Annotated in this window: 10 protein-coding genes; 3 read left to right on the forward strand and 7 right to left on the reverse strand. The window is 68.4% G+C overall.

The genetic code is table 11. The features are described from left to right. Positions 1-538: 538 nt before the first annotated feature. Positions 539-871, reverse strand: coding sequence for a hypothetical protein (locus BKA04_RS03850; RefSeq protein ID WP_134542231.1), 333 nt, complete (start codon positions 869-871; stop codon positions 539-541). Positions 872-1,028: 157 nt separating this feature from the next. Next, positions 1,029-1,523, reverse strand: coding sequence for a hypothetical protein (locus BKA04_RS03855; protein WP_167309657.1), 495 nt, complete (start codon positions 1,521-1,523; stop codon positions 1,029-1,031). A gap of 467 nt (positions 1,524-1,990) precedes the next feature. Between BKA04_RS03855 and BKA04_RS03860 the strand changes: the two genes are divergently transcribed. The 3 genes from BKA04_RS03860 to BKA04_RS03870 are packed head-to-tail and all read left to right on the forward strand — an operon-like array spanning position 1,991 to position 4,753. Beyond that, entirely contained in the window at positions 1,991-2,959 is a 969-nt protein-coding gene (locus BKA04_RS03860) for a putative F420-0 ABC transporter substrate-binding protein (RefSeq protein WP_104095230.1), read from the forward strand. Next, on the forward strand, positions 2,952-3,965 hold the full coding sequence (locus BKA04_RS03865) for a putative F420-0 ABC transporter permease subunit (RefSeq protein WP_221234031.1): 1,014 nt from the start codon (positions 2,952-2,954) through the stop codon (positions 3,963-3,965). The genes BKA04_RS03860 and BKA04_RS03865 overlap by 8 nt, the downstream gene beginning before the upstream one ends. Further along, positions 3,962-4,753: an ABC transporter ATP-binding protein gene (locus BKA04_RS03870; protein ID WP_232841951.1), complete on the forward strand. Its 792-nt coding sequence runs from the start codon at positions 3,962-3,964 to the stop codon at positions 4,751-4,753. The genes BKA04_RS03865 and BKA04_RS03870 overlap by 4 nt, the downstream gene beginning before the upstream one ends. On the opposite strand, the gene BKA04_RS03875 is transcribed toward BKA04_RS03870, so the two are convergent. The 5 genes from BKA04_RS03875 to BKA04_RS03895 all read right to left on the reverse strand — a co-directional run bounded on the left by BKA04_RS03875 (position 4,737) and on the right by BKA04_RS03895 (position 12,945). Continuing rightward, positions 4,737-7,022, reverse strand: a complete 2,286-nt coding sequence (locus BKA04_RS03875; protein WP_104095232.1) for a transglutaminase TgpA family protein — start codon at positions 7,020-7,022, stop codon at positions 4,737-4,739. The genes BKA04_RS03870 and BKA04_RS03875 overlap by 17 nt on opposite strands. Then, a complete protein-coding gene (locus BKA04_RS03880) occupies positions 7,009-8,310 on the reverse strand; it encodes a DUF58 domain-containing protein (RefSeq protein WP_104095233.1) in 1,302 nt (433 codons plus the stop codon). Before BKA04_RS03880 ends, BKA04_RS03875 begins: the two co-directional genes overlap by 14 nt. Positions 8,311-8,318: 8 nt before the next feature. Continuing rightward, the gene (locus BKA04_RS03885; RefSeq protein WP_104095234.1) at positions 8,319-9,311 is read right to left on the reverse strand and encodes an AAA family ATPase; all 993 of its coding nucleotides are present in this window, start codon (positions 9,309-9,311) and stop codon (positions 8,319-8,321) included. Positions 9,312-9,380: 69 nt separating this feature from the next. Continuing rightward, positions 9,381-11,645: a transglutaminase TgpA family protein gene (locus BKA04_RS03890; RefSeq protein WP_167309658.1), complete on the reverse strand. Its 2,265-nt coding sequence runs from the start codon at positions 11,643-11,645 to the stop codon at positions 9,381-9,383. After that, a complete protein-coding gene (locus tag BKA04_RS03895) occupies positions 11,638-12,945 on the reverse strand; it encodes a DUF58 domain-containing protein (protein WP_104095236.1) in 1,308 nt (435 codons plus the stop codon). Before BKA04_RS03895 ends, BKA04_RS03890 begins: the two co-directional genes overlap by 8 nt. Positions 12,946-12,997: the final 52 nt, after the last annotated feature.

Consider the following 12,997-nt stretch of genomic DNA (forward strand, 5'->3'; position numbering starts at 1 on the left):
ACCACCACCGGGGATCGCGTCAAAGTGCGCGCGTGTGAATCGTTCGCTGCTTGGCCACCGCTCACGAGTTGGCATCGTCATCACGGTGTTGAGTCGGGCGGACATGCTCCAACACCAAGCGCGCTGCGCGCTGCTTTGTCTCCTCAGGAATCCTCTTCGGCATGATCAACATTGTCCTTTCAAACTCGAAAGGAAACGGCATCAAACCGGGGACGGTTCACCAGGCCGTTCACCCGAGTCGATCTGCGCCCGCTTCATCCACCCCCGCAGCGTGTCCGAGTTGACTCCGACACGCTGCCCGATCCGAACCACTGCCGCGTTCAACGACAGCTCCGGATCTTCCTTCCGAGCCTCATAAACGAGCCGAACAGCCCGATCCCGCAACTCCTGCGGATACTTCCGTAATGCTGGCATGATCATCATCCTTCGGGGAATCAGACCCTCCACACAGCCCGGGATGCTTCACGTCGCCGCGTTCATCGAAGGCGCACTCCTGCGTCACCACGCCCGCCAAGCATTCAGCGGCCAGGCCAACTGATCAGGCCTCGTCAGCCTTCTCGGCAATCTCGTAGTAACGATCGAACACAGAGAGCGCTTCAGGCTCCAGCTCCTGGAGCGCGCCAGCGTGTCCGTGCTCTTCGACAAGTTCCGGATAGCCCCAGACCGCAACGCCGGGTGACGTCCAAAGATCTCGACCCGATGCATGGACGCCGGCCCTCAGGCCGAACAGCCAGCCCTCGGGAATCGGCGCCGTGAGCAGCTCAAAGAACCCTGCCGGAGCGAAGCACGGGCCATCCCAGTCATCACGAACGAGAAACTCGAAGACGTTCTCCCAGATGCTCATGCCCAGCACGACGTAGGTCTTGCCCACCGTCAGCGGGTATTCGCTTTCGAACTCCGCAGCTCGACCCCGCTGGTGGTCAGCCAGCCGCTTCGGGTCGTTGGAGACGCAGACGGCTCTCATCGACGCATCACGAACCTGAAGTCGTCAACCGCACCAGTCGCCGTGTTGCGGACGTAGTGGACGTTCACGCCGTTGACGATCTGCTGCATCTTGACCCAGCCGTCGACGCAGGCCACCGCGGATCGGTCATCGTGACCTTTGAGAGCACCCGCCCACCTGGCGCCGAGCGGACCTCGGTCATCGCCAACTGCTCAGTCAGATTCTGAGGCGCCGTCCTACCCGTAGACCCAAGTCCCAATGGCTTCGGTGCCGACGCCGGCAAACCCGGAAGCAGGTTGTCTGCTGCCTTTGCCGCTGTGCTGACTGCCTCTTCGGCGGCTTTAACCCCGCGGACACCTTTCAACACCCCGCCACCGGGGATCGCGAAAGCTCCTACCGTGACCACACTCCCACCGAGGGCATGACCAGGATTGTTCGCCCAGTCATCGACGATCGGTTTCGTGATCGCATCCCACACCGCTCCCGGACCAGCGGCAAACAACGCCTGCTGCGCCTGAGCCTCCGCGTACTTCCGTGCGTTGTAACCGTCCCAGTCGGTGAACATGTCGATGTTCTCCACCGTCGACTCCACCGTCGTGCACAGCACACAATCAATCGAGGGCTTCTGCGACAGAGCGCTCGGCTGGATAGCCCACCATGTGCCGACCGACGCCCCAAGAACTAAAGCCAGGGCCCCGGCAACTACAACACCCCCATGGGTCGCAATCCCAGCCTTCACAAGCGGACCTCTCGGCTCACTGAGCACTTACGGCCGCTCAGTCCTTTCAACCTGCACCACACGCGCCAGATGCACATGAGAGGACAGCGGCAGACACCCACTCCGACTACCCCCAAATAGGGCACACGCGGAGGGCGACCCCGCCACCGCGCCCGCACGATGTCGCCGTGCGCTGCGACTACAGTGGAACCCTGACCCCCTCACCGGATGTGGTGTGGTGTGCGTGCCCGTGATCTGGGCTGCGTGGTTGCCTCGCCGAATGCTCGCTTCGGCTCCCTTGACCACACTCGACCACATCCGGAGATTTCGTGCCCCGTCCACTGCTGACTCTTTCCCTGCTCGCCAGCGCCGCTCTGCTGCTCACCGGCTGCGCCACTGCGGCGGGTGCGCCATCACCGTCCACCACGAATGCGGTGCCGATCGACAATTGCGGAGTGCGGGTTCCGGTCACTGCCCCGCCGAAACGCGTGATCACCATCAAGTCCACCTCCACGGAGATGCTCCTCGCGCTCGGCCTCGGCGACCGCATCGTCGGTACCGCGTTCCAGGACGGACCGGTGCCGGCGAAGTGGGCGGATGCCGCGGCCGGCCTTCCCGTGCTCGCCGACAAGGTGCCATCCCAGGAGGTCGTCCTCGCCGCGAACCCCGACTTCATCTACGCCGGATGGGAGTCGAACTTCTCCGCGGACGGCGCAGGCACCCGCCCCGACCTCGCCGCGCTCGGCATCCGCACCTACGTCTCCCCTGCCGCCTGCAAGGAGTCCGCGTACAAGCCAGCACGGTTGACCTTCGGCGACATCGACGAGGAGATCGGCGAGGTCGCCGACATCTTCGGGGTCAACGACGCCGACCTCATCGTCGAGCAGCACGCCACCCTCGCCTCGATCACGAAGGACACCCGCGGCCTGAGCGCGCTCTGGTTCTCCTCCGGGTCCGACATCCCCTACGTGGGTGCCGGCATCGGGGCACCTCAGCTCATCCTCGACACGGTCGGCCTTCGCAACATCGCCGCCGACGTCAAGGACACCTGGGCCAGCTACAACTGGGAGAGCGTGATCGCGGCGAACCCCGACGTGATCGTGCTCGTGGACGCCAGCTGGAGCACGAAGGAGAAGAAGATCGCCGTGCTCGAGGGCAACCCGGCGACCGCGAAGCTCAACGCGGTGAAGAACCATCGCTACCTCATCGTGCCGTTCGCGGCGAGCGAGGCCGGCGTGAGGACGGTGGATGCCGCGGCGGACCTCGCGCAGCAACTCGCAGCGCTGAATCTTGGCTAGGTCAGCCAACGCCATCGTGTGGACCGTCGTGCTCACTGCGGCGGTCCTCGCGTCGATCACGTTCGCCGTCACTTTCGGCCCCGCGAACATCACCCCGGTGGATGTCTGGGGCTCGATCCTGCACCACCTCGGGCTCGGCCCCTCGCCGCTTGAACCGCTGCGTGACAGCATCGTCTGGGACCTTCGCCTTCCACGGATCCTCACCGCCGGAGCGGTCGGCGCGGGCCTCGCCATCGCCGGCGTCGTCATGCAGGCGATCACCCGCAACCCGCTCGCCGACCCCTACCTGCTCGGCCTGTCGTCGGGGGCGTCCCTCGGAGCGGTCGCCGTGCTCCTCCTCGGCAGTGCGCTGCTCCTGCCGTTCGCGGCCTTCCTCGGCGCCATGATCGCCCTCGCGGCGACGCTCGTACTCGCCGGGGCGTTCGGGCGGATCACCCCCGGCCGCACCATCCTCGCCGGCATCGCCGTCTCCGCTCTCGCCGGCGCAGTGACGAGCCTCATCATCTTCTGGACGGTCACCGGCGACTCGTATCGCGAGATCCTGGGCTGGCTTCTCGGCTCCCTCGCGGGGGCGCGCTGGCCCGCCGTCGGGATCGCCGCGGTCGCCATCCTCGTCGCGGGGGTGCCGATCACGCTGAGCGGACGGGTTCTGGATGCGTTCGCGTTCGGCGACACCTCCGCCGCGACGCTCGGCATCAACGTGCAGGCGACCCGCTGGATCATGCTCACCGGCGCGGCGGTGCTCACCGGAGCCATGGTGTCGGTGAGCGGCGCGATCGGCTTCGTCGGCCTCATCCTGCCCCACGCCGTCCGGCTGCTCGTCGGGCCGAGACACCGGCTCCTGCTCCCGCTTTCCGCCCTCGTCGGGGCGAGCTTCCTCATCTGGGCGGACACCGCCGCCAGGTCGCTGTTCGACCCGAGGGAGCTTCCCGTCGGCATCGTCACGGCGATCATCGGCGCCCCCGTGTTCGCCGCACTCCTGGCGCGCAGGAGGGTCAACTCGTGAGCGTCCCCGCAATGAACGGCCTCGACGCGCAGCGGGTCACGGTCCGGCTCGACGGCAGGCTCATCATCGACGGCATCGACTGTTCCGCCCCATCCGGCGCCGTCACGGCCCTCATCGGCCCGAACGGCGCGGGCAAGTCGACGCTCCTCCACGCCCTCGCCACGATCCTGCCCACCGAGGCCGGGGTCATCCGGTTCGGCGACGACGACCTCCTGGCCATGAAACGTCGGACGAGGGCGCGCACGATCGCGCTCGTCGAACAGGATGCGACCACCGAGCTTTCCCTCTCGGTGGCGGATGTCGTCTCCCTCGGTCGCATCCCGTACCAGGGGATGTTCTCCGACGAATCGGTACACGACCGCGCGATCGCCCGGAACGCTCTCGACACGGTCGGGATGAGCGCGTTCGCCGAGCGGGATGTCACCGAGCTCTCCGGAGGGGAGCGCCAGCGGGTGCTCCTCGCGCGGGCACTGGCCCAGGAACCCCGACTCCTCCTCCTCGACGAGCCGACGAACCATCTCGACATCTCGGCGCAGCTGTCGACACTCGCGCTCCTGCACGACCTCGCCGCCGGCGGCGTCACCGTCATGGCAGCACTGCACGACCTCACCCTCGCGACCGGCTGGAGCGACCACGTGATCGTGCTGTCCGGAGGCCACGTCGTGGCGTCGGGGCCGACCGGCGCGACCCTCACTCCGCGACTCATCGAGGACGTGTACGGCGTGCACGCCGAGATCATCGAGCGGCAGGGACACCGGCCGACGATCGCGTTCAGTCCGCGCGACTGAGGGACAGTCGGGACCAGATCGAACGCGGCGCGAGCGCGGCGACGATTCGACGACGCCATCCGAATGCTCTCCGCACTCGGTCGAGGATGTCGGACACGCGATCATCCGCGCCGCCCGGTACTGCTCCGTGCGCGAGCCCCGATTCCGCCCGCCTCCTCGAGAAGCTCTGCCGCTCGACGAGGGCGCGCAGCGAATCGAGGCCCACCCTGTCCGTCTCGCCGAGGCGGGCCGAGTCCGCGATGGCGGCCGCGGCCTCGCGCGGGGTCGCGGTCGGACTGATGTCCACCCCGAGGTCGTGCATGCTCTGCAGCACTTCCTTCCAGCCGGTCTGCGCAGCCGGGAAACCTCTCGCGAGCCGGCGCAGCCGAAGCGCGCGCTGTATCCCGCGAATGAACGCGGGGAGAAGCAGCAGCAGGATCACGCCGAGGAGGCTGAGCCCCGTCCACAGCCAGCCGAGCGACACCGCCGCGGTGCTGGAGTTCGCCGCAGGGTCGTTCGGATCGATCGGGGCCGCGGTCGCCGAATTGGTCGGTTCCGGCGTCGGAGTGGGCGTCGCGGTCGGGGTGGTGACCGGCGGGACGGGGACGCCGGGCGTGGCCTCATCCGCATAGGTCGGAACGAAACCTCTGCCGGGAGTGGGCTCGAACCGGGTCCAGCCGATCCCGTCGAAGTACAGCTCGGGCCAGGCGTGCACGTCCTGCGTCGTCACGCGGTACGACGTGCGCCCCTCGACCGTCTCCGCCTGCTTCTCGCCGGGAAGGAAGCCCACCGCGACGCGGGAGGGGATGCCGAGCGTGCGCGCCATGATCGCCATGGCCGAGGAGAAGTGGATGCAGTAGCCGCTCTTCGCCTCGAGGAACTGCGCGATCGCCTTCATCCCGTTCGAGTCGTAACCGAAGTCGGCCGGCGCCGTTTCCGAATAGTCGAAGGTGCCGTCGCGGAAGTACTCCTGCAGCGCCACCGCCCTCCCGTAGTTGCTCGTGGCAGACGATGTGACTCGCTGCGCGGTGCTGCGGATGATGCCGGGCAGGTCGGCCGGAAGGTCGAGGTAGTTGTCATCCGGGTTCGGCAGGGTGCTGTTCGCCACATCCAACTGTGCGGGCGTCGGTTGCACGAGAAGGCTCGACACCCGGTACTCCTCGCCGCGCGCCACCCGGTCCGGGCTCGTGAAGGTGAGGTCATCCGCATCCCAGAACCAGTTCCCGCGCAGGCCGCTCACGTCGGTCGCCGGGTACGGTACCGGCAGCCACGGGCTCCCGAGATTGTTGACATCCACCCACGTGGTCTCGTTCTCGACCGGGATGTCCGCCTCCAGCCCGGGAGGCGGCCCGACGGCGGCGGGTGTGTTGTCGCGGTCGATGGTCGGCGGATCGGGTTCCCAGGTCTCCGCGAGGAAGTTCTGGAGGCTCACGAGTCGCAGGTAGGTGGGCTGGTCCGACAGCGTGCTGTAGGTGAGGATCGTGCGCGGGAGCTCTCGCCGCAGTTCGTCGCCGAGCGACAGCACAGGGTTGACGCTCGCGAGGTATCCGCCGAACGCGTCGCCGCTCGCCGTCGATTCGTCGACCGTCGGAAGCGCGAGCGGAACGAGAAGCGCGACAACGACGGACACCGCGCCGATGCCGACTGCCCGGGAGGTCTGCGGGAAAGGCTCTCCGGCACGCAGCAGTACGAGCCAGGCCACGGCCGAGAGAACGAAGACGAACACGTCGGCGAGCTGGATGCCGACGAAGGTCGGGATGCCGAGGAGAACGGCGATGGGGATGGCGGCGAGGGCCGGCCTGCGCCACGTGACCGCAAGGAGGTCCGCCAGGATCGCAAGCGACCCGGCGCCCACCGCCAGGAGGAAGGAGATCCCGAGGGTGACGTCGGCCGGCACCGCCTGATTCGCGATGGCGAGGGATCCGGCCTGCGCGAGATCACCGAACACGGCGAAGGACTCGAACGTCGGAATCACGAACAGGAACGCCGACCGGGAGGCGAAGAACACCGTGATGAGCGTGACGAGAACGGCGGATGCCACGAGCGTCGGCAACCAGGCGCGGCGGCCGGGCGACCTCGTCCCCTGCGACCGTGCACCCAGTGCGCGCGTGATGCCGGCGGCGGCGAGAACGGCGAACACGATTCCCGTGATCTGGAACCACCATCCGAAGCCCTGCAGCACGGTGTGGAGCGCCGCAGCGGAAATGGAAAGGCAGAACAGCAGCGCGACGCTCACGCGCCATGCGCGGCGGTGATCCAGCCGATCCCGGCGGCGTTCAGGCGCGCGCACGGTTCGCCTCCCTCAGTTCGATGGCCGCGAGCCACACCGCAGCGAGGTCATCGGTCGGGCGGACGGCGACGCACGTCCAGCCTGAGGCGCGCAGCGGCGCGATCACGAGGTCGCTGTGCGGGTTGACGACGAAGGCGATCGCACTGTCGAACTGCGGGCGCTGGGCGACGAGCCGCTCGACCGTGTGCGGCTCGGCATCCGCCACGACCGCGAAGATCGAGCCGAGCGATCCCTGATTCGGAAGGGAAACGACCATGCGTCGGGGCGGTCCGTCCACGAGGGACGCTGCGGCGAGCGATTCGAGGAACTCCTCGGGATGATCGGGAAGCGTGAGTTGTCGATCCCCGGTCTCGATCACCTCAACCGTATAGCCGATCCGCTGCAGGTGGAACGTCAGCGATGCGGTGAACGCGATCGCCCACTCGAAGCTGTCGCTCTCCGGTTCGTCGACCGACTTCGGCACCGCGTCGTGGTAGCCGGTCTTGCGGGTGTCCAGCACGATGCGCGCCTGCGCGTGGCTGCGCTGCTCCTCCTGGCGCACCATGAGCTCGCCCTGCCGCGCCGTGGCCTTCCAGTGGACGCGACGGAGCGGATCGCCGTGCCGGTACTCGCGCGTCATGAGGTCGTCGCCACCGCCGACGTTGCGTCGCTGCAATGCCCGCGCCGTCCCGTCATCCGCCGGCATGGACTGGCCGACGATGGGAAGCGCGACGACTCGGGGCGTGACGACGAGCTTCTGGGTGGCCCCGACGACGATCTCGCCGCGCGCGAGGGCGAACGGATCCGACACCTCGACGACGAGCGGCCCGACGTCGAACACTCCGCGCATCGGCGGCTGAAGCACGTAGTCGACGGTCGTCGCGCTCGAAGCCCCCAGCACGCCTCGGTTTCGTTGAAGGGGGGCGAGCCTGGCCGACGGCGTACCGTGCGGCGCCCAAGGCCACTCGTCACGCCACGTCGACTCCCCCGTGGGCGTGGACGCGAGGTTGCGAACTTCGACGGTCACCGCCACCGGAGAGCCGGCCTCGGCGACCGGCGGGCTGAACCGTCTCGCGACACCCCAACTTCGCCGACGGAATCGGATGAAGGCGAACGCGAGGAGAGGAAGCCCGATGAGAAGCGACCCGGCGTAGAGGAGTTCGCTGCGCGGCACGGAATAGGCCGCGATCAGGAGAACGACGCCGATGATCACGAGCGCGAGCCCGCGGCGGTCGAGTGTGACGCGCAGACGCCTCCTCGTCCCCGGTCGCGCGTGCCAGCGACCCCGTGGACCCTGTGACCGCCGCATGCCGGAGATCAGGCCCGATCGCCGGCGCCAAGGGGCACGGGGGTCGCCGCGACGATGCGGTGGATGATGTCCGCGACACTGTTCGACTGGAACGCAGAACCGGCCCCGGCGACACGTGCGGCCGCGATGAGCCGGTGGCCGAGCACGGGCACGGCGAGCGCGTCGATGTCGTCCGGCAGCACGAACTCCCGCCCGTCGAGGGCTGCGCGGGCTTTTGCGGCGCGCACGAGGTGCAGCGTCGCCCGCGGACTCGCGCCGAGGCGGAGCTCGCGGTCGCGGCGGGTGTCCTGTGCGATGCTCACGGCGTACTGCTCGACCGCCTGCGAGACGAAGATTCCGCGCACCATGGCGATCATCCCGGTGAGCTGTTCGAGCGAGACGACAGGGGTCAGGGCATCGAGCGGGCTCGAGAGCTCGCGGGTCTGCAGCATGGCCAGTTCGGCCGCGTCATCCGGATAACCCATCGAGATCCGCACCATGAACCGGTCGCGCTGCGCCTCGGGGAGAGGGTACGTTCCCTCCATCTCGACGGGGTTCTGGGTGGCGACGACAGTGAACGGCCTGGCGAGCGGATACGTCGTCCCGTCGACGCTCACCTGGCCCTCCTCCATGCTCTCCAGGAGCGCGGACTGGGTCTTCGGGCTCGCCCGGTTGATCTCGTCGCCGATCACGATGTTCGCGAACACGGGTCCGGGCTTGAACTCGAACACCCTCTCGCCCTGGTTGAACACGGACACGCCCGTGATGTCCGAAGGGAGCAGGTCCGGGGTGAACTGGATGCGGTTGACGGTGCAGTCGATCGAGCGGGCGAGGGCCCGCGCGAGCATGGTCTTGCCGACCCCCGGAACGTCCTCGATGAGCAGGTGACCTTCGGCGAGCACCGTCGTGAGCGCGAGCTCGACCGCCTCGCGCTTGCCGTCGATGACGGTTTCGACGCTTCGCACGATCTCCCTGCTCAGCGCATGGAAATCTCCGAGCTGCGTGTCAGTTGCTGCGGCCACCGTTCACCTCACTGTTGAATCGTTGCTCGGGCGGATGCCCCGATGTTGTTCGTTCGAATCTATCCTGCGTCACCCGAACCGTGCGACGGAGGTCGAAATGCGGCTCACGAGGGAGCGGGGAAGCATGGTCGCCTTCGCGCGCGCGTTCGCATCCACGCTCGCGGACAGGCAAGACAGTACCGCGGTCACGTCCGCGGCGAGCGCCCGACGCTCTTCGGCGGACCGGGCGCTCACACCGCCCCCGGGGCCATAGCCTTCACGTTCGAGGGCGAGTCCGACGCGGGCGAGGGACTCGCCTGCTCCCCCGGACATCCCGCGCACCCGGTCCAGTCTCGCGACCGCCTCCCGTGGGGTGAGGGTCGGCGGGATGACGATGCCGATGTCCTCCGCCGTCTCGATGATCTCGCGCCAGGCGGAGGCGACGGTTCCCCGGCCGCTGGCGAGGCGAGAGAGCCGGCGACGACGTCGCAGCGAGCGCACGAGGGCGGGAAGGAAGATCAGGAACACGAGGAGGGCGAGGATGCCGGCGATCGCGAACCACGCCGACCAGTCCCCGCTCGTCAGCCACCGCGTGACGGTCGGGCCCTCGTCGATCTGCGGTGCGCCGGAGTGGTCGCCCTTCGACGGGGATGACGGCCCCGATCCGCCGACGGTCACCGGAGGCACACCCGCGGTGGTCTGGTTCGCGTAGTCGGGCACGGACCCGCGGCTCGGGGTCGGTTCGAATCGAACCCAGCCGATCCCGCTGAAGTACAGTTCCGGCCAGGCATGAAGGTCGTGCGTGGTCACCGCGTAGATCTTCCGGCCCCGGTCTTCGCCGTTCTGGAGGCTCCCCGGCTGGAATCCGACGATGATCCGGCTGGGGATGCCGAGCTCTCGCGCCATGACCGCCATCGCGGAGGCGAAGTGGATGCAGTATCCGCTCTGCTCCTTGAGGAAGGCAGCGACGTATTCGACCCCCGTGCCGTCGTATCCGTCCGTGACGGGCGCGGTCTCCGAGTAGTGGAACGGCGCGGACCTGAGGTACTCCTGGAGCGCGAGCGCCTTCTGGTAGTTGCTCGAGTCCCCTGTGGTGACCTTCGTCGCGGTCGACGCGATGATCTCCGGAGTGTCGGGGGGAAGCACCAGGTAGTTCGCGAGGTCGGCCGGCACGCGCGTGCCCGCCGCGAGAAGCTGCTGCGGAGTCGGTTCGAGCTTCACGCTCGCCACCGTGTAGTTCTCCCCTCGCGCGAGAGTGAGGTTGCTGGCTACCGTGAACGACTCCGGCAGGTACTGCCACGAGCCGGTGAGCCCCGTGACACTCGATGCCGGATACGGCACCGGCAGCCACGGGCTCACGAGGTTCGCCACGTGGATGTAGCTCACTTCGCGATCCGTCGTCACGCCCACGTCAAGCCCAGGCGGGCGCGGGAACTCGACCGGACGGTTCCGGGGGTCCAGGTTCGGCTGGCTCGGCCCCCAGTCCTTGCTGAAGAAGTCCGAGATCTCTGCGAGCCGCAGGTACTCCGGTTCCCCGGAGACGGTGCTGTAGGTGAGGGCGATGTGCTTGTCGCCCTGCCGCAGGTCATCGCCGAGATGCAGCACGGGGTTGACCCCGGTCGACACGCTCGGGCCGAGCCCGTTGCTCGTGGCGGTGATGTCCGTGCTGGGCAGCGCGCCAGGCAGGATGAGCCCGCTCACGACGGCGATCGCCCCCACGGCGACAGCGGGGATGACGTGTCGTGGTCGCCCGGCAATGAGCAGGGAGAGGTAGGCGAGAGCGCTCGCCGCGAAGAACCAGCCGTCGGTCTTCCCCTCCGGTGTCATGCCGGGGACGAGGAAGATCACGGCGAGCGGAATTCCGACGAGTGCGGGAAGCCGGAGCGAGAACGCCGCGATCTCCGCGACGACCGCGAGTGCGATGACCCCGAGTGCGAGCACGAAGGAGATGGCATCGTCGGCGTTCGCGGGAACGTTCTGCCAGGTGATGGAGTACCCGGCATCCCGGATGAGTTTGCGGAACACCTCGACGGTGTCCGACGTGGGAAGGACGCCGGCGATGCCCGATCCGGATCCGAATCGCACCATGACCACGACCGCGGCGACGAGCAGTCCGGCGACGGGCGCGAGAATGCGGGCCAGGATACTCCCGGCCGCCAGCACCGTCCGTACGATCGTGCCCGCCCCGAACACGGCGAGGCACAACACCGTGCAGAGGATCCACCACGCGACGCCGTCGAGGATCGTGTGCAGACCGCCGAGCGTCACCGCGAAGGCGAGCAGGATGAGGGCCGACCGCCGGAGGTCCGTTCGATCCAGACGCGACGCGGCGCGAGCCGGCTTCCGATCAGGCACTGCTGACCTCCGCATCGCGTTCCGTCGCGGGCTGCGCCGGGCTCGCGGCCCCGAGCGACTGCCAGGCGCTCAACACGGTATCGCCGTCGGGCACGCGCAGGACGCTCCACCCCGCGGCCACGAGCCGTTCCTCCGACGCTCCCCGCGCGGCGCCGCGAGCAGCACCGTGTGTCGCGCCGGAGGACGCCGGCCCGAGCAGGAAGGCGACGGCGAGGTCGAATCCGGCGCGCTGTTCGACGAGCGCGTCGATGGTTTCGGCATCCGGCGCGTCGAGAACCGTGAAAAGGGAACCGACGCTGTCCGCGCGAGGTTCGGCGAGCCGCAGTTTCGGTCCGTCCTGGTAGCTGAGCCGAACGCGCGCGAGGCTCTCCACGAAGTCGTCGGCGTGCCCGGCATCCGCGAGCTGGCGCACCGCCGTTTCGACGACGTCGACGCGCAGGCCGCCCCGGATGAGGTAGTCGCGCAGGGAGGCGATCATGCTGAGCGCCCATTCGAAGCGGTCGCTCTCCGGCCGGTCGGGCGACGGTGACCGCGAAACGTCGCGCCAGTTGCCGCGCCGGGTGTCGACGAGCAGGAGTGCCTCGGCGTGGCTGCGTTTCTCGTCCTCTCGCACCATGAGCTCGCCGTGATGGGCGGATGCCTTCCAGTGCACTTTGCGGAGCGCGTCCCCCGGGCGATAGTCGCGCGTCATGATGTCGTGTTCGCCGGCGAGGGCGCGGTGCTGGAACAGTCGCGCCGATCCACTGTCGGAGGCGATGTCGACGGACCCCTGATCGAGGTCGACGGTTTCGGGAGCGACGATCACGCGGTTGCGGTCCCCCACCGGGAACTCGCCTCGCGCGAGTCCGAACGGGTCGCCGAGGCTGATGACGAGCGGTCCGAGTTCGGAGACTCCCCGTCGCGGCGGTACGAAGGCGTAGCGGAGGGTGAGGCTTCCGCCCGGACTCACTGCGGCGAGCTCGAGCGACCTGGTGCGACCCGTCCCCCACGGGAGCGTGTCGCTCCATTGGGATGCCGGGGTCTTCGAGTTCGCCAGGTTGCCGAGTCGCAGGCTTGCGGAACCGGTTGCACCGGCACTGACGATCGCCGGGGCGGCGAATCGCGCGACGCTCAGCCGTGGGCGCATCCTGGCGACGAGCCACAGGGCGAGCAGCGGCGGGATGGCGCAGAACGACGCGAGGACCAGCAGCTCCGGCCAGCCGGCGATGTAGGCGGCGCTGAACGATACGACCGCAGCGCCGAGGAGCGTGCCCCCGCGCAGGGTCAGGGTGATCACGCGGCGGCGAACTGCTGTGTCCATAGCCACTCCATCGGGGAACGCGACGATCCCGTGCGTCAAGTCTTACAGTTTC

Source organism: Terrimesophilobacter mesophilus (genome assembly GCF_014200375.1).
Lineage (GTDB): Bacteria > Actinomycetota > Actinomycetes > Actinomycetales > Microbacteriaceae > Terrimesophilobacter > Terrimesophilobacter mesophilus.